The sequence below is a fragment of the Arthrobacter burdickii genome (genome assembly GCF_030433645.1).
Lineage (GTDB): Bacteria > Actinomycetota > Actinomycetes > Actinomycetales > Micrococcaceae > Arthrobacter_D > Arthrobacter_D burdickii.
In genome coordinates, this window is sequence record NZ_JAROCG010000002.1 from 528,629 (window position 1) to 546,019 (window position 17,391).

General features: G+C 66.0%; 11 protein-coding genes. 4 read left to right on the forward strand and 7 right to left on the reverse strand.

The window, feature by feature from the left end:
- The first annotated feature begins 72 nt into the window (after positions 1–72).
- The 4 genes from glmU (at position 73) to P5G52_RS17010 (ending at position 8,284) form a co-directional block, all read left to right on the forward strand.
- Positions 73–1,563: a bifunctional UDP-N-acetylglucosamine diphosphorylase/glucosamine-1-phosphate N-acetyltransferase GlmU gene (glmU, locus tag P5G52_RS16995; RefSeq protein WP_301230195.1), complete on the forward strand. Its 1,491-nt coding sequence runs from the start codon at positions 73–75 to the stop codon at positions 1,561–1,563.
- The gene (locus P5G52_RS17000) at positions 1,560–2,540 is read left to right on the forward strand and encodes a ribose-phosphate diphosphokinase (protein ID WP_087074781.1); all 981 of its coding nucleotides are present in this window, start codon (positions 1,560–1,562) and stop codon (positions 2,538–2,540) included. Before glmU ends, P5G52_RS17000 begins: the two co-directional genes overlap by 4 nt.
- Positions 2,541–2,795: 255 nt before the next feature.
- A complete protein-coding gene (locus P5G52_RS17005; protein ID WP_301229726.1) occupies positions 2,796–5,552 on the forward strand; it encodes a helix-turn-helix transcriptional regulator in 2,757 nt (918 codons plus the stop codon).
- Positions 5,552–8,284, forward strand: a complete 2,733-nt coding sequence (locus P5G52_RS17010; RefSeq protein WP_301229728.1) for a helix-turn-helix transcriptional regulator — start codon at positions 5,552–5,554, stop codon at positions 8,282–8,284. Before P5G52_RS17005 ends, P5G52_RS17010 begins: the two co-directional genes overlap by 1 nt.
- A 408-nt stretch (positions 8,285–8,692) precedes the next feature.
- On the opposite strand, the gene P5G52_RS17015 is transcribed toward P5G52_RS17010, so the two are convergent.
- The 7 genes from P5G52_RS17015 to gmd form a co-directional block, all read right to left on the reverse strand.
- Positions 8,693–9,220 (reverse strand): hypothetical protein, encoded by a 528-nt coding sequence (locus P5G52_RS17015; protein ID WP_301229730.1) that lies wholly within the window; start codon positions 9,218–9,220, stop codon positions 8,693–8,695.
- A 295-nt stretch (positions 9,221–9,515) separates the two neighbouring features.
- Positions 9,516–10,148 carry an LPXTG cell wall anchor domain-containing protein gene (locus P5G52_RS17020; RefSeq protein WP_301229732.1) on the reverse strand — a complete coding sequence of 211 codons (633 nt, stop codon included), beginning with the start codon at positions 10,146–10,148 and terminating at the stop codon, positions 9,516–9,518.
- Positions 10,149–10,398: 250 nt separating this feature from the next.
- Positions 10,399–12,291: a DUF4012 domain-containing protein gene (locus P5G52_RS17025; protein ID WP_301229734.1), complete on the reverse strand. Its 1,893-nt coding sequence runs from the start codon at positions 12,289–12,291 to the stop codon at positions 10,399–10,401.
- Positions 12,292–12,342: 51 nt separating this feature from the next.
- Positions 12,343–13,776 (reverse strand): sugar transferase, encoded by a 1,434-nt coding sequence (locus P5G52_RS17030; RefSeq protein ID WP_363321917.1) that lies wholly within the window; start codon positions 13,774–13,776, stop codon positions 12,343–12,345.
- A gap of 38 nt (positions 13,777–13,814) precedes the next feature.
- Positions 13,815–15,296 carry a tyrosine-protein kinase domain-containing protein gene (locus P5G52_RS17035; RefSeq protein WP_301229736.1) on the reverse strand — a complete coding sequence of 494 codons (1,482 nt, stop codon included), beginning with the start codon at positions 15,294–15,296 and terminating at the stop codon, positions 13,815–13,817.
- A gap of 85 nt (positions 15,297–15,381) precedes the next feature.
- Entirely contained in the window at positions 15,382–16,347 is a 966-nt protein-coding gene (locus tag P5G52_RS17040) for a GDP-L-fucose synthase family protein (RefSeq protein ID WP_301229738.1), read from the reverse strand.
- A 1-nt stretch (position 16,348) separates the two neighbouring features.
- Positions 16,349–17,377, reverse strand: a complete 1,029-nt coding sequence (gene gmd, locus P5G52_RS17045) for a GDP-mannose 4,6-dehydratase (RefSeq protein ID WP_301229740.1) — start codon at positions 17,375–17,377, stop codon at positions 16,349–16,351.
- Positions 17,378–17,391 lie beyond the last annotated feature (14 nt).

A 17,391-nucleotide genomic window follows, 5' to 3' on the forward strand; every position in this document is an offset into this window, starting at 1 on the left:
GGACGCGGGGCCGGCCACGAGACCACAGGTAGGAGTGCCCGCTTCGTGAGCCCCCAGAGCGAAGAGACCACGATGACGTCCCAGCACACCCCTCCGGCGGCGGTCATCGTCCTCGCCGCTGGTGCCGGCACGCGGATGAAGTCCCGTACCCCCAAGATCCTCCACACCCTCGGTGGACGCTCGATGGTCGGACACGCCCTTGCGGCAGCGAGGGGCATCGCTCCCCGTGAGCTTGCCGTCGTCGTCCGCCATGAACGCGACCTCGTCGCGAGCCACGTCGCCGCGATCGATCCCGAGGCGGTGCTCGTCGACCAGGACGAGATCCCCGGTACCGGGCGGGCCGTCCAGGTGGCGCTCGACGCGCTCGACGCGACGGGCGGGACCATCGAGGGCACGGTCGTCGTCACCTACGGGGACGTCCCCCTGCTCGAGGCGTCCACGTTGAGGGGCCTCGTCGAAGCCCACACACAGGCCGGCAATGCCGTCACCGTCCTCACCGCCGAACTCGACGACGCCACGGGGTACGGGCGCATCGTCCGGGCCGCGGACGGCACGGTCCTCGGCATCGTCGAGCACAAGGATGCGGATGAGGGCCAGCGTGCCATCCGCGAGGTCAACTCCGGCATCTACGCCTTCGACGCGGCGGTCCTGCGCACCGCACTGGGCCGGATCGATGCCAGCAACGCCCAGGGCGAGCTCTACCTCACGGACGTCCTCGGTATCGCCCGCGCCGACGGCGGACGCGTCGCCGGCCTCCTGGTGCAGGACCGCTGGCAGGTCGAGGGCGCCAATGACCGGGTGCAGCTCGCCCACCTCGGTGCCGAACTCAACCGCAGGATCCTCGAGCGCTGGATGCGTGCCGGCGTCACCATCCTCGACCCGGCCACCACGTGGATCGACGCCTCGGTCGAGCTCGACGAGGACGTCACCGTGCTGCCCGGGACCCAGCTGCACGGCGCCACCGTCATCGCCCGCGACGCCGTCGTCGGTCCCGACACCACGCTGACGGACGTCGTCGTGGGCGAAGGCGCGCACGTGGTCCGGACGCACGGGAGCGGTGCGCGCATCGGTGCCGGTGCGAGCGTCGGCCCCTTCACCTACCTGCGTCCCGGAACGGTCCTGGGCCAGGACGGGAAGATCGGCGCGTTCTACGAGACGAAGAACGTGACCATCGGACGCGGCTCCAAGCTCTCGCACCTCGGGTACGCGGGTGACGCCGAGATCGGCGAATACACCAACATCGGCTGCGGAAACATCACGGCCAACTACGACGGCGTGAACAAGCACCGCACGGTCATCGGTTCCCACGTCAGGACGAGCTCCAACACCGTCTTCGTCGCCCCGGTCTCCGTCGGTGACGGCGCGTACACGGGCGCCGGGGCTGTCATCCGCAAGGACCTCCCCGCCGGGGCGCTCGGCCTCAGTGTCGCCCCGCAGCGCAACGTCGACGGGTGGACCGCCGCCAAGCGGCCGGGCACCGCATCAGCGGAGGCAGCGGCCGCAAGCACACCGGAAACCTCTCCAGCACACATCCAGGAACCACAGGAAAGCGGTCAGTCATGAGCGAGATCACGGCGCACGGCGAAAAGAAACTGGTGCTCGCCTCAGGGCGCGCGCACCCCGAACTCGCCGAGGAGATCGCCTCCTGGCTCGGCACCGAGCTCCTTCCGGTGTCGGCGTACGACTTCGCGAACGGCGAGATCTACGTACGGTCGGGTGAGAGCGTCCGCGGCACCGACGTCTTCGTCATCCAGGCGCACCCGGCCCCCCTGAACAACTGGCTCATGGAGCAGCTCATCATGGTCGACTCCCTGAAGAGGGCGTCGGCGAAGCGCATCACGGTGGTCTCGCCGTTCTACCCCTACGCGCGCCAGGACAAGAAGGGCCGCGGCCGCGAGCCGATCTCGGCCCGTCTCGTCGCGGACCTCTACAAGACCGCGGGCGCCAACCGCCTGATGTCGGTGGACCTCCACACGTCGCAGATCCAGGGCTTCTTCGACGGACCCGTGGACCACCTCATGGCGATCCCGCTGCTCGCGGACTACATCCGCACCCGGGTCGACGCGGACAACGTCACGGTCGTGTCCCCGGATACGGGGCGCGTACGGGTGGCCGAACAGTGGGCGGAGCGCCTCGGTGGCGCGCCCCTGGCCTTCGTGCACAAGAGCCGTGACCTCACGGTTCCCAACCAGGCAGTGTCCAAGCAGGTCGTCGGGCAGGTCGAGGGGCGCACCTGCGTGCTCATCGACGACATGATCGACACGGGCGGGACGATCTCCGGTGCCGTGCAGGTGCTGAAGAACGCCGGCGCCAAGGATGTCATCATCGCCGCGACGCACGCGGTCTTCTCGGAGCCCGCATCGCGGCGCCTTGCGGAGTCGGGTGCCCGTGAAGTTGTGGTGACGAACACCCTGCCGATACCATCCGAGAAGCGCTTCCCGCAGCTCACGGTCCTGTCGATCGCACCGCTGATCGCCCGTGCGATCCGCGAAGTATTCGACGACGGATCAGTGACGAGCCTGTTCGACGGCAACGCCTGAGAAACCCTGCTTTCGTCAACACTCGGCCCCCGCTACGTGGGACGGCGGGGCGCGTGAGCACGCGGGATACCCTATACGAGCCTCGCCCCCGCCGAGTACAGTGCACCCGAAAACGAGTAGTGCGGACCGGCGCCACGTAGGAGATTCAAGTAAGAGACCTGACGATTCCGTAGCCGCCACTCGTGCCGCGTCACGTTTCCCTTCCTAGGCTGACTTTCAGAAACCTGTCACAAGCTGGGAAGAAGCTGATCTTTCATGCGGTCTCACAATCTCGTCCAGTCCCATCCACTCCCTCCCGCTACCCAGCCCCTGCGGGTGGCGGCTCCCCGGCCCGACCAGTCGCCGGTGCACGGGCCCTTCATCGGGCGTGCGGAGGAGATGACGGGCATACTGCGCGCGGTGCGGGAGCCCGGCTCGGCCGGCGCCGTCGTGGTGGGTGCGCACGGCGCCGGGAAGACCGCCGTGCTGCAGCACGTGCAGCGGTTCCTGGGGGACACCTACCTCATCCACGTCCGCGGGCTGCACTCTGCCGCACCCTTCCCCTTCCGGGCCCTGAGCTTCCTGCTCTCGGAACTGGCCGCCACGGTCACGCACCCGGCACTCGTGTTCGGCGCCGTGTCGACCCACCTCCAGACGGAGGCCGGCGGACGGCGCGTGGTCTTCGCCGTCGACAACGCCGAACACCTGGACAGGTCGTCCTCCGCGCTGATCGGCCAGCTCGTCGCGGGGAACGTGGCGTCCGTGATCCTGACGGTCACCGACTTCGCGAAGGCAGATCCGGCCTTCATGACGCTGTGGCGCAACGCCTCCCTCCGGCGTTTCGACCTTCGCCCCTTCACCTTCGCGGACACCGGGCTCTTCGTCGAGTCGGAGCTCGGTGCTCCAGCCAGCAGGGAATGCATCGAGGCACTGTGGGCCGTCGGCGGAGGCAACCTGCCGGCAACCCGCGCCGCTCTCAAAGGCTTCGTGCAGCGCGGTACCCTCACACGGCGCGGAGAGGCCTGGGTACTCCTGCCGGACCGGCTGGGCACCGGACAGGAAGTGGTCGGCAACTCGCCGCTGCTCCTCGCACTCACGCCCGACCAGCGCAACATCGTGAACCTGGTAGCCCTCGCAGGAGCGCTGGACTGGTTCGACCTCGCACGGCGCGCCGACCCCGCCGACCTCGACACGCTGCAGGACGCCGGCATCCTCGTCGTCGACTCCGAAGTGGAGCCCCGGGTACGCCTCGCGACACCCGGGCTGTCGGTCGCCGTGGCCCAGGCCATCGGTACCGCAGAGGCACTGGACCTGTACCAGCACCTCCAGGGGCTTCCGGCAGCGTCCCGGCAGATCGCAGCCGACCCGGCCCGCCTGGTGGCGTGGTTGCTGCGGGCCGCTCTCCCTGTGGGCGAGGATCAGGCTGTGGCCGCCGCCACTGCCCTGAACGACGACGGCCACTATGCCCGGGCCGCGGAACTCATCGCCACACTCGGCACGGCTCCCGGTTCGCACCGGCTGGCGTACCAAGGGGTCGTGGCCGCCCTCGGCCAGGGCGACCTCGAGGCTGCCACAGCCCATCTGGCGGTCCTCGCCGCGGTGGAGGACCGGCTCGACCCCGCAGCATGGACCCTGTACAAGATCGAGGAGTCCCGGGCGCGGCGACTGCGCCCGCCCGCCGACGCGGCCGAACCGCTCACCGAGGCCGCGGAGAGGCTGGCCGGCTGGCAGCGCGACGCGCAGACGGACGGGGACGAGCGGGCAGCGGCGGAACTGGCCCGGCTCGGCCGCAAGGTGTTCCTCGCGCGTGCAGAACTCGCGTCGTTCGAAGGGCGCTACCGCGACAACCTGGAGACCCTGCCAGGCCTCGTGGAGACCGATGCGTCCGCGTCCGCGGACCGCGAGGACCGCGAATTCCAGGTCGTGGTCCAGTCACTGCTCCTCGAAGCGCAGGCCACGGTGGACCAGCGGTCGGCGGGCTATGACCTGGCGCGATCGCTGGTACGTCGGCTGGCGCATCCCGACGTGTCCTATCGGGTCGCAGATGCTGCGCTGCTCCGCGTCGAGACCGCGTTCCTGCTGACGGGCGGCTGGAGCGAGGTGGCCGAGCTCCTGGAATCGATCCGGCGTTCCTCCGACCGGTGGTCGTTCAGGCGGGGCTCGCTCACCCAGCTGTCCGAAGGCCTGGCGATGGTCGGGCTCGGCCGTGCCCGTGACGCCGTGAGCGTCCTGGAACCGGTGGTCGAGCAGTTGCGCGTCACTGATCCGCACGGGATCCTGCCGCTCGCAGGAGCTGCGCTCACCTATTGCCACGCGCTCGCCAGTCCACTGGAGCACGTGATCGCATACCTTCCCTTGTCCGAGCCGGGCCGCGGGAACTCGTGGGTGGTGCGCCGTGCTGCGCGGCACTACCAGCTCCTGGCGTCGGCCCGTACCGAGAACCGCGGAGAGGCTGCACGCAGGTTGCAGGAGCGTGCCTCGAAGGACCTGCAGGATGGGGCGAGCATCTGGGCCCTCGTGAGCCTGGCCGCCGCGGTGCGCCTCGGCCGCCAGGAAGCCGTTGCCGACCTCGGGGCGCTTGCTGCCTCATTGCAGGGACCGCTTGCACGGGCCTGCACCCTGTACTCACGGGCGCTCCTGCACTCCGACGTCGGGCTGCTGATCGAGGCGATGGAGTGCGCCGCAGCCTCGGGCGACTACCGCCTGGCGGCGGACATCGCACAGTCCGGCATCAACGCCACCACCCGCAACCAGGACCGGTCGGGGTTGCGGATCATCCAGCGACGGCTGAAGGAACTGCTACCCGATGCACCACAGGCCACCGCCGCCGCTGCGAACCTCGACCTCCTCACCGCCCGCGAGCGTGAGGTCGCGGCGATGGCTGCAGCCGGCAGCAGCAACCGGGTGATCGCCCAGAAGCTGTTCGTCTCCGTTCGGACGGTGGAAGGCCATCTGTATCAGGTGTACTCGAAGCTCAACGTCAGTACCCGGACCGAACTCGCTGAACTCGTTCCGGCGGAGAGCGACTTCTGATGTTCTCCGCACTGTCCGGTGATGTTCCCCTCGTCGGCCGGAGCACGCTGCTCTCGGCCATCGAGGAGACGCTCGGGCAGGATGATGTGTACGGTGCCTTCGTCTACGGGGACACCGGCACGGGCAAGAGCGTCATGGCGCGGCACCTCCTCAAGCGCCTGCAGGGTCAGTTCGCCCCGTTCCTCGTGACACCGGCTTCCGCCCTCGGCGCCATCCCGTACGGTGCCCTCGGCCCGTTCCTGACGGACGCGACCGCGGAGGACATGGCCTCACCGCTGTCCGTCCTTCGCATGGTGATGTCGTTCCTCCGGGGAAGGGCCAACGGGCGCCCGATCCTCGTCATCGTCGACGACGCCCACCTGCTCGACGACGACAGCAGCCACCTGCTGGCCCAGCTCGTCACGTCGCGGACCGTCCGGCTTGCCGTGTTCTCCCGGTCCGTCACGCCGGTGTCCGACGAACTCGTGTCACTGTGCCGCGACGGCCTGCTCGAGAGGTACGACGTCGCACCGCTGGGCTATGTGGACGCGCGGGAACTGTGCACGCAGGTCCTCGGAGCCGGCATCGTCCGGGGGGCGAGTGACCGCCTGTGCGACGAGGCCTCCGGGAATCCGCTGTTCCTCAAGGCGATCCTCGACGAGGCGCTGATGAACGGGAGCCTGACCAAGCCCGAGGGCGTCTGGACCCTGGCCGACGGCGAGCTCAATGTGCCGGCCGCACTGATCGACCTCGTGCGCGCCATCACCTTGGAACTGGACGACCTCCAGCGGAAGGCGTTCGACGTGCTCGCCCTGGGCGAGGTGGTCGCCTTCGCGGACCTCGTGAGTGTGAGCAGCGAAGAGGCCGTGTTCGCGCTTCTCTCCGAGGGGCTCATCCAAAGCGCACCCGACAATCCAGCGTTCGCCATGCACATGCACGACCTCTACGCCCGCATCGCGCGCAAGCTGATCCCGGTGGGCCGCAGCAACGCACTCCACCGGGAACTGCGGTCGAAGAGCCATCTGCTGCCCCTTCCGCCGCGGGCACAGATCAGGCATGCGCTGTGGAGCCTGGACTGCGGCGAACCCGTGGCGGACGAACAGCTGCTCGAACTGGCCGGCCTGGCGCTGACCCTTCTGGATCCCCGATCGGCACTGAGGCTCGCGAGCGCAGTGCGGGCAGAACGCCTCGCGACGGGAGCGCAGGTGAACCGCGCGATCGCCCTGTTCGAACTGTCCCGGCTCGAGGAGTCCCGGAACCTGTCGAAGGGGCTTCTCGAGAAGGGCGGGACTCCCGGCCTGATCGCCGCTGCGGGTGTCCTCGAGGTGAGGCAGCTTCTCGCCGCCGGCGAGGACGTCGCGGGGACGGAGGACGTCGTAGCCCGTTGGTCCGATGCGCTGAACGCCCTGGGGCCGGACTCCCCGGATTCCTCGACTTCCCCCGAGGCAGAGGACTCCGCGCCGGGAACGCCGCCGGGTACTTTCGCCGCAGACCTGCCCACGAGCGAGCAGCACCGTGTCGTGATGCAGGGATTCGGCTGGAACCTCATCGGGCGCTACGGCGAGACTGTCGAGACTCTCCGCCCACTCGTCGCAGCCGGCAGCAGCAGCCACCGCGTGATGGTCCTGGCACACGCTTTCCTGGCCGAAGCACTCGGTGCGCTCGGGCGGGGCTCCGAGGGGCGGCAGCACTCCGCCACCGCCCTGACCCTCGCGGAATCGCACGCGCCACCCATGCTGGACCTGCATCGGCTGGTGTTCTTCCGCCACGTGAGCCTGCTCGTGCACAGCGGGGATTTCCTGGCGGCCCAGCAGGCCGTGGACGAGTACGCGCCGGGGGCGGGCCGTGACTACTCGTTCATCAGTGGGAGCCTCGCTGTCCTCGACGCCGCAACCGACATCCGTCGCGGGCAATTCTCCAGCGGCCTCGGGAAACTGCGTCCCGCCCTGGCCTCCCTGCGTGTCAGCGATCAGGACGCCCTCCTGCCCTATGCCCTCGGTGTCACCGCCTGGGCTGCAGCTGCCCTGGGCCAGCCGGATCTCGTGTCCCTCTGTTCGGCGGAGCTGGCGCACATCCAGCACCGGGGGAGTCGTCAGTATTCACTGCTCGGCAGGGCGTTCGACGACGCCGCCCAGACACTCCTCCTTCGGGGTGCCAGGGAGTCGGCCCTCCTGGAGTTTGCCGCCGAGGCCCACGGCAACGGGTGGTTCAGCTGCGAGAAGGACATCCTCGAACTCGCGACGGCGCTCGGCAACGAGCGGTCCCCGGAGCTCTTGGCGCGCGTGTCCGGCACGCTCGAGGGAGCGGAGGCGGACGTCCTGCACGCCTACGCCTCGGCGCTGGTCTCCCATGATGCGGCCGGCTTGGCCGAAGCAGGGGATCGCGCCGAGTTGTTCCAGAAATACCTGCTCGCCACGGATGCCTGCCGCCGGGCGATGGAAGCATATGCCGAATTGGGGGATGCGCGGTCGCAGCGTGCGCTTGCCGCCGTCGTTCGCCGGCGCCGTGGCATGATCGACGGCGGCCTGCTCGTGGAGCCCGTGGAACTCGAGGGTTCCTCGCCGCTCACCTCGCGGGAACGGGAGATCGCCCTGCTTGCCCTGCGGGGACTGTCCAACAAGGAGATCGCGCGGAGCCTGACCGTCTCCACCCGGACCGTCGAGGGGCACCTTTACCGCATCTACGTCAAGCTGGGAATAGGCCGGCGCGAAGAGCTTGCGGCCGAACTCGAACCACTGTTGCGCGGTACGTAGCAGGGGCCGTCCGGATAAGTAATCCCGGGGTTTATCTGAGTAGTTCCCGATTTGATTAGGGTCTGGATTACTCGTGATGGCCCCCCATCATCCGCCTAGAGTTGTCTCAGTCGAAGATGGCGAAACCGGAGATCCGGACACCATCTACGGCCCATGTTCTGGGTCGGCGGCGTAGGAGTTCTCTTGAGACCAGGACTTCGTCCCCAGCCGTCGCCGACCCTCATAGTTGCTCCGACGGCACCTCGAGAGGTGCCAGGGAGCATCGGATAGCGGATCGGCCCTCCAACGACGGGGGGCCGATTCGCTTTAATAGGCAGTTCGTCGGCCGGGCGGAGCTCGCTGTACCCCACAGCAGAGGCCCCGGGCGGGATGCCCGGGGCCTCTACGGAACGTCGGAGACGGGGAGTCTCAGGCCGCGATGTCCTTCGGGCGGTGGCGGGAAGCGGCCAGGGCCGCGGTGCCAAGTGTCAGGGCGCCGATCCCGGCGGCCCCCCACAGGGCGGTCGAGTCATCGAGACCGGTGCTGGCAAGGCCGCCGGCAGGGCCCTGACCGGTCGTGGGGGTCTGGGCCACACCATCGACGACAGATACCTGGGCTGTGGCCGTCGCGCCCGACCCTGTTCCAACGGCGGTGAGCGTACAGGCCCCGGGAACGTTCAGAACGGCGCGATAGGTGAAATTGCCCTGTGCATCGGCGACGACGGTGGCCGACTCGATCGATGAATAGTCACTCCCGTTGCAGGTGACAGTGATCGTCACGGATTCCCCGGGGGTCATGCCAGAACCGGTGAACGTCGCGGCCCCTCCGGGAGAGACGGTGCCGGTATCCACTCCTCCCCGGGCGGGAGCGGCAGGGTAGTCGAGGGCAGCAGCAGCTGTAGCACCCGAGAGGGTGAGGGCGCCGGCGATGGCGACAGTAGCCATAATTCTCTTCATGAGTTCTTCCCAACGTAGAGGTGACCGAGAGAGACCGAAAGTTCTCCAGCTCGATTCTTTCCACGCCGAGCGCCCTTGTCCGGGGAGTGAGGAAGAACGGGTAAGTACTCGTGAAAGGCAGGTAGGGCGCACCGGGCGGGACGTAGCGCCACGAGTGATGAAGCCCGAGGATCGTCGGGTCACAGGTGAGTGCGGCGTCCTACTCGATCCGCTCGCGTACATGGCCTGCCGGCTTAAACGAACGAAGCGGACAGGCCGGGAAGAGCCTGTCCGCTTCGTTGTTGGTGTGCGGGAGTTATGCTCCGGCGCCTGCGCGGCGACGCGATACCACGATGCTGCCGGCGCCCAGGCCGAGTGCACCGATGCCCGCTGCGCCCCAGAGGAACATTGCGGAATCGATACCGGTGTTGGCGAGGCCGCCCTGGCCGGTGGTGGTTCCGCCGGTGGTTCCGCCGGTCGTGCCCGTGGTGGTTCCGTCTGCAGCGTTGGCCGAGTCGACGACGACGGTCTGGGTCAGCGACTTGCCTGCGGCGTTGGAAGCGGTCAGCGTGTAGACGCCCTCTTCCTGGAGCTTGACGGAGTAGGAGAAGTTCCCCTTCGCGTCAGCCTTGACCTGTTCGGTCAGAACAACAGCGTTGAGCACGATGAGGCCGTTGCGGGCCGAACCAGCCCCCCGGGGACTGAACCCGGGGCCGCCCGGCCTGCCGTTGGAGCGGTCAACGGTGATGGTGATTGTTTCGAACGGACCGAAGAAGCCATCGACGCCGGTGAAGGTGACGGTTGCGCCCGGCGTAACGGTGCCGTCGCTGACGGCACCGCCCTGTGAGGGTACGTAGGCGGGGGTGGACACGGGTGCTGCCTGCGCGGCGCCTGCTCCGAGGAAAGTAAGGGTCCCGGCGATGGCCAGGACGGAGGCGGTTTTGTTCATGATGGCTCCCCAGAAAGTTTTTGAGACGAGAGAAAAACAGGTGAAGTGACCGGGCTTTCGTTCCCCAAACGCCCTGAATCTACTTCCCGTACCCTATAGCACTGCCGCGAAATACTCTAATGACCGACACGTACTACTTGGATGAGAAGCATCTCCACTCACAAATTAGCAGTGCTGCTCGAGTATGAGAAGGAGCGCCGGGCGTATCAGCAAGATGTAACGCACTGTTAACCTTGGCGTCCAAGGGTCTCTAGGCGCACGCCCCTGTGGACTCCAGAGGGAGGACGACGTCTGCGGGATCCTGCACGGTGGGGGTGACGTCCAGGGCGGGTTCGTTCTCCTGGACCACCTTCGTGAAGTCCATCTCGATCGTCGCTGTGTCGCCCGGGCCCAACTCGGTGGTCAGGACGCCTACCGGCCGGTTGCCGTGCGCGAAAGACCCGAGGGGGATGTCCTTGCCGTTGAGCCGGGCGGTCTGCAGGAGTGACTGCGCTGGGCCGTAGGCGACCGTGTTCGTCTGCACTCTGCCAGGAGCGACGCCGAAAGCGCCGGCGCCGGTCACGTAGGCCGGCAATGACGTGGCAGCATCGGCCGGAGCGCTGTTCGCGAGCGTCACCCGAACCGTGTACTGCGAGTACCCGTCGTCCGAGCACTCCCGCAGAAGTTGTACTGTCCTGCGGACGTAATAGTCCATCTTGGCGCCAGTGCCGTCGTTGAAGTAGACACCGAAGGAGGCGCCGCCCACCATGGGGCCCGTTGCCGCACCGGCTATCCCGGTTCGCGCAATGAGCTCCTGCTCGGCAGGAGCGGCGGACCAGAGGTAGAGCCGGCCCTGGTCCGAACTCGTGACGAGGGCCTCCACCAGTTGCTCGCTGTCGCCCTGACCGCCGGCGAGGGCGCCGAAGACCTTGCCGGCCACCGCTGCGAAGTACTCATCCTGCAGGGCGGGTTCCTCGATCTGTGCATACACATCCGACAGGAGCGTGGGAACCACATTGGTGGAGTCGAGTGCCGTGGGCAATTCGGTCTCGGCGAGCAGAGCGTCCACTTCCGGGTCGTCGAAGGTCCCCAGTTCCACTGGTCCTGTAGCCCGGAGAATATTGGCGAGCACCACCGGATCCAGGGCGATCACCCCGTCGATGCGGGAGCCTTCGTGTCGCTCTTCCCACATGGTCTTCGCCGTCTGGGCGGCTGTGGGGAAGTCGGGGGTCAGGTTGACGCTCTGGATGTAGGCCCCCATGCGGTACGAGTAGATCTGTTCCTGTTCTGTATCCACCTCGACGGGCGGGTCGAACTTCCCCATCTCACTGGAACTGCCCTGGTCGGTGAGGGCAATGCGACCATCGTCCGCAGTGAGCACGGCGAGGGCACCGGAAATCCCACCTGTCGCGCGAGTCTCCGCGCTGTTCTGGACCAGCACCAGGTAGTTCCGTGGGCCGTCGGCCCCCATCATGGCGGGGAGGAGCTGCGCGGCACGGGAGGCACTGTTCAGCGGTGCGCGGACGTCGTCGAGCTCGCCGACAGCCTGCTGGAGGGGGCCAGCAACCTGAGGTAAAAGCCTGGTGTTGTCGATGCCGTCCAGCCGGTCGTAGGACAACTGAACCGTGGTCGCGGCCGAGGCGAGTGTCGGCGCGATGCCCGCTAACGGGGCAACATCCACCCGGCCATTCGCGGGAGTGAGCGCATCCCAGTCGAGGGTTTCCACCTTGTCGAGCATTGGAGCCACGGCACGGTTGACGACGTCGTCCGCCGAGACGGTGACCTCGCTGATGGCCGAAAAGTTCGCACCGATCAGCGGCAGGATGCCCGCGGCCTTCCACAGCGGGTCCGTACCGGCAGTACGGGCGTCGGTGGTATGACGCTCGACGTCGTCGAGCGTCATACCCGCCGCGGGCAGGTCTCTGGCGGTCACCTGCTCCTGAAGCGCGGGGAGGAGCACCATGGCGGACTCGAGGTTCTGCTTGATCTGCACCGCGCGAAAGGCGAGCCAGCCACCGCAGATGGCGAGGAGGAGGACGGCGATGCCGGCGCCCAGCAGCACTCGCCGCAGGACAAGGCGGCGCGGGTTTCGAGAGCGCCGGGTGCGGGGAGACTGCTGGTTCTCCTGTGCTGGTCCTGCTGGCGACGCGCTACTGGGTGTCACTCACGGTCCTATCGTGCGGCGCCGCTATGGCGTAGGGGTGAAAGCGGGGATCTAGACAGCGCCATGGCTGGCGAAGACGGCCTTGAAGGTCTTGAGCAGGATGACGATGTCCTGCATCAGCGACCAGTTCTCCACGTAGTAAAGGTCCAACTTGATGGACTCCTCCCACGTGAGGTTGGAGCGTCCGCTGACCTGCCAGAGACCGCTCATGCCCGGGCTGACGTACAAGCGGCGGTGGGCTGCGTCGTCGTACAGTGCCACCTCACCCGCGCGTTGTGGTCGTGGGCCCACCAGGCTCATGCTGCCCCGAAGGACATTGATCAGCTGTGGGAGTTCGTCAAGGGAGTACTTCCGGAGGACCCTGCCCACAGGGGTGATGCGGGGATCGTCCTTCACCTTGAACAAGGGCTTGTCAGCGCTTCCCTGGGATGCGAGTAGCGTCGCGAGTTGCGCGTCGGCATCCTGCTTCATCGAGCGGAACTTGAACATATGGAAGGTGGAGCCACCGACACCGATCCGCTCCTGGGCGTAGAAAACGGGCCCGGGGCTGCTGAGCTTTACCAGGATGGCCAGGGCAAGCAGCACCGGTGAGAGGAGCAGCAGCAGGGTGGCGCTTCCGGTGATGTCGAATAGCCGCTTCAGCACCCTCGAACCCCCGGTGAGCTTCGGTGTGGAGACGTGGACCAGCGGCAGGCCGGCGACCGGCTGCGTGTGAATGCGTGGTCCCGCGACGTCTGTGAGGGCCGGCGCGAGGATCAGGCGCGTTTCGCGCGCCGCCAAGGCCCAGCCGAGTCTGCGCAGAACTTCCGGATGGAGGTTCGAGCCGGCGGACACAGCAACGGAATCTGCCTTGCTGGCGTCGATCGCGCTGATGATGGAGTCGACATCGGAACCGAAGCCCACGATCGGAACATCCCGGTTCATGGGCAGGTGGCTGCTGGTGCCGCTCGTGACGTAGGCCGCCACCGGGCTGTAGCCGGCGAGGGGATTCTTGCGCAGGGAGGTGGCCAGGTGGTCAACCGCGCTAGCGCCGCCAAGGATGAGAATTTGCGATGAACTCTTCCCGTGGCGGCGTTCCGCGCTCAGGATCTGCCGTACCATCCACCGCGCAACGAGGAGGCCGAGCACCCCGGCGGGGAGGGCCAGGCCCACGTAGCCGCGCGCGGTGTCGTAGCGAAAGGCGTAGGAGAGGATCGCGATCAGCCCAAACAGCCAGAGGGAAGCGCCGAAGACGCGCTTGTATTCCTCGGCTCCCGAACCGAGGACGCGGGGGCTTCGTGAATCCCAGACTCCCAGCATGATCCACCAAACCAGGCTGAGCACCACGCTGAAGACGGCATAGGTCTGGAGCGATTCCGCACCGGCGTCATCGACCAGCCGGAATCGGATCAGGAATGCTCCGGCGACGGCCCAGAGCACCACTAGGCCGTCCACGATTGCCAGACGCCGCGGATAGCGCCTCATCCAGGTGAGAGGTTGTCCCACGTTGTGCTCCTTCCCCACAGCGGGAGCGTGACGCAGCATTAGTCGTGTGCCGCTCGGCGGGTTGGTTGTGACGCCAGACCCAGTACCTCATCGAAAGATTGTCTCGACCTGGATGGAGTAGATGCTGGAGCAGCGGGCTGGTCCTCGACTGCCAGGTGCGAGTCGGGGTGCGAATCATACGAGTAGTAGCTGTAGGAGTATGCGTCAGGGCCCTTGGTCGGAAGGAAGTTCATGACGACGCCGAGCAGGTCCGCGTTGACCATTTGGAGGTTCCCAAGCGACTTCTGCAGATCAGGCAGCTTCACCTTCGAGGAGCCGATGACGAGTACCACTCCGCCTACCTGCTGCGCTAGGACGGCTGCGTCCGTCACCGGGAGGAGTGGAGGGGCGTCGATGATGACGGCGTCGAACTTCTGCTCCAGGCGCGTGATCAACTGCTTCATGGCGTCCGACCCGAGAAGCTCACTGGGGTTGGGCGGAATCTGGCCGGCAGTGAGGATGTACAGCTCGTCGGCTCCCCAGGGCTGGAGAAGATCCTCGACGTCGGCACGGCCGATTAGTGCTGTCGTGAGTCCCGCGTTTCGCTCAAGTCCAAGATACTCGTCCACGCGCGGTCGCCGAAGATCCGCATCGACGAGGACGACTGACTGGCCAGCCTGCGCGATGGCGATCGCGAGGTTGGTGGCCGTGGTGCTCTTGCCCTCACCGGGAAGCGACGAGGTCACCAGTACGGCCTTGGATTTGTGACTGACGTGGGCGAACTGAAGGTTTGTCCTGATCTGGCGGAAAGATTCGGCGCGAGGGCTCTGGGCTGGTGCCTGAGTCAGCAGGGGCTTTTTCTGGGCATCAGTATCGAAGGAGATGCCGCCCAACAGGGGAGTATCGCTGACCCGTCGAATGTCGGACTCACCACGCACCCGAGTATCGAGCGTGGTCCGCAGGACAGAAGCGCCCACTCCGAGCGCGAGACCCACCAGCAAGCCCAGGACTAGGTTCAACCGAGTATTCGGAGCGGAGGGCTCCGAGGGTGCTGTAGCGGGCGTGATGACCGTGAGATTCACAGGAGAATTACCTCCTTCAGCCGGGCTCTCAAGACTCTCAACGGACTGAACGAGACTCTCAGCTGTCGCCTGAGCAATGGCAGCCGCCTGTACCGGGGAGGTGTCTTCAACAGTGATAGTGATGATGACAGTGTTCAGGTCGGCAGTAGCGGCGATTTTTCCCGCAAGTTGAGCAGCGGTGAGCTCGAGACCCAGAGAGTCGACGACTGGCTGTAGAACTAGAGGTTCGTCGACTGTCTCGACGTACGACTGCACCCGTGCCTGAGTGAAAGTATTCCCCTGCTGCAACTCCTGGACGCTGCCCGAACTCTGGATAGCGACGAACAGCTTCGTCTCTGCCGTGTAGGTAGGACGGACGCCAAACGATGCGATCGCCCCGATGAGTAGCCCGATGATGGAACAGACGGTGATGAGCAGCCAGTTGCGCCGCAGAATTCGTAGGTAATCGCTCAGCTCCAAAGGAGACCTCTCTAGATGCTTTTCGTGCGTACGCGGTCAGTGGCGAGCATAACGGAGACGCCGCCACACAAAGTGGTCGTGAGGCCTAGACGCGCAAGCTGGTTTGGTGTGCCCGGTACCAGTCGACGGTATTCCGCACACCCTCTTCAAGACTGATCCTCGCGGTCCAGCCTGCCTTCGCGAGCTTCGACACATCCAGGAGTTTTTGGGGGGTTCCATCGGGCTTGCTAGTGTCCCACTCCATTTTTCCCTCGTACCCCACCGCTTCAGCGACGGTTTCGGCGAGTTCCCGGATGGTCACGTCGGACCCCGTACCAACATTAACCTGGTCCGGTCCGTCATAGTTTTCCAGCAGGTGAAGGCATGCTTCTGCCATGTCATCCACGTGGAGGAACTCACGACGTGGAGATCCGGTGCCCCAGTTAGTGACGGAGCCAACCTCGTCACGTGCTGCCTCGTCGTATCGCCGGATCAATGCCGGAAGCACATGCGAGCCTTCGGGTGAGAAATTGTCCCCTGGCCCATAGAGGTTTGTGGGCATAGCCGAAATCCACGGCAGTCCGTACTGCCGTCGAACAGCCTGGACGTGCATGATGCCCGCGATTTTCGCGATTGCGTACGCATCATTGGTGGGTTCCAGATGCCCGGTGAGCAACGAATCCTCTCGGATGGGCTGCGATGCGAACTTGGGATAGATGCAGGACGACCCGAGGAAGAGAACGCGCTCCACGTTCTGTTCCCGCGCGGCGTCCAGCACATTCACCTGTATCTGCAGATTCTCGGTCAGAAAGTCCACGGGGTAGGTATTGTTCGCCATAATGCCGCCCACCTTTGCAGCGGCGAGCACCACGTAGCGCGGCTTGATCCTTGCCAAGTACTCGAAGACCGCAGAGCGGTCCTTCAAGTCGAGCTCGCCAGACGTCTGTCCGTGCAGATTAGTGAAGCCTTCCGACTCCAGTTTCCGCCAGATCGCGGACCCAACGAGCCCCCGATGTCCGGCGACGTAAAAGGCGGCGTCGCGGTCGAGTGGACCAGGTGCGAAAGCAGTCACGTCATGCCTTCCAGCAGTCGAGGTCGACGGTGTCGATCCAGCTGCGTCCCGCGTGCTTCAGGGCTTCAATATCGGCATTGACCATAAGTCGGGCGAGGTCTGGGGTGTGGATCGTGGCCTTCCAGCCCAGCTTCATCTCGGCTTTGGAAGAGTCTCCCACCAGGGCATCGACCTCCGTAGGCCGCAGGTACCGCTCGTCGAACTTGACGTGGTCCTCCCAGTTCAGGCCCGCGTGGTCGAAGGCGATATGGAGAAAATCACGCACCGTGTAGTTTCCACCGGTAGCTAGGACGAAGTCATCGGGTTCATCTGCCTGGAGCATTCGCCACATGCCCTCCACATACTCGGCCGCGTAGCCCCAGTCGCGCACCGCGTCGAGGTTGCCCATGTAGACGTGTTCCTGCTGGCCGGCCTTGATAGCGGCTACTGCGCGGGTGATTTTGCGTGTTACGAAGGTTTCACCGCGGCGGGGCGATTCGTGGTTGAACAAAATGCCGTTGACCGCGTACATGCCGTAGGCCTCACGGTAATTCTTCGTTATCCAATAGCTGTAGACCTTAGCCGCGCCGTAGGGCGATCGTGGGTAGAACGGCGTCTCCTCGTTCTGGGGCGGGGGGGTGGCCCCGAACATCTCCGACGATGACGCCTGGTAAAACTTCGTCTCGATACCGGCAAGCCGCACGGCCTCGAGGAGGCGGACAGTGCCCATACCTGTCGTATCCGCAGTGTGCTCGGGTTCGTCGAAAGACACCCGAACATGGGACTGCGCGGCAAGGTTGTACACCTCCTGCGGGCGGATATCCGCGAGGAGGGTCACGAGGCGCGAGCCGTCGCTAAGGTCCCCGTAGTGGAGGAAAAGTTTGGCCGACGGGTCGTGCGGATCCACGTAAAGGTGGTCCACGCGGGAGGTATTGAAGGTGGACGCACGACGTATGAGGCCGTGTACTTCATAGCCCTTCCGCAACAGAAGTTCGGCGAGGTAGGAGCCATCCTGGCCCGTGATGCCGGTGATGAGTGCGCGCTTAGGCATGTTATTCCCCAGGG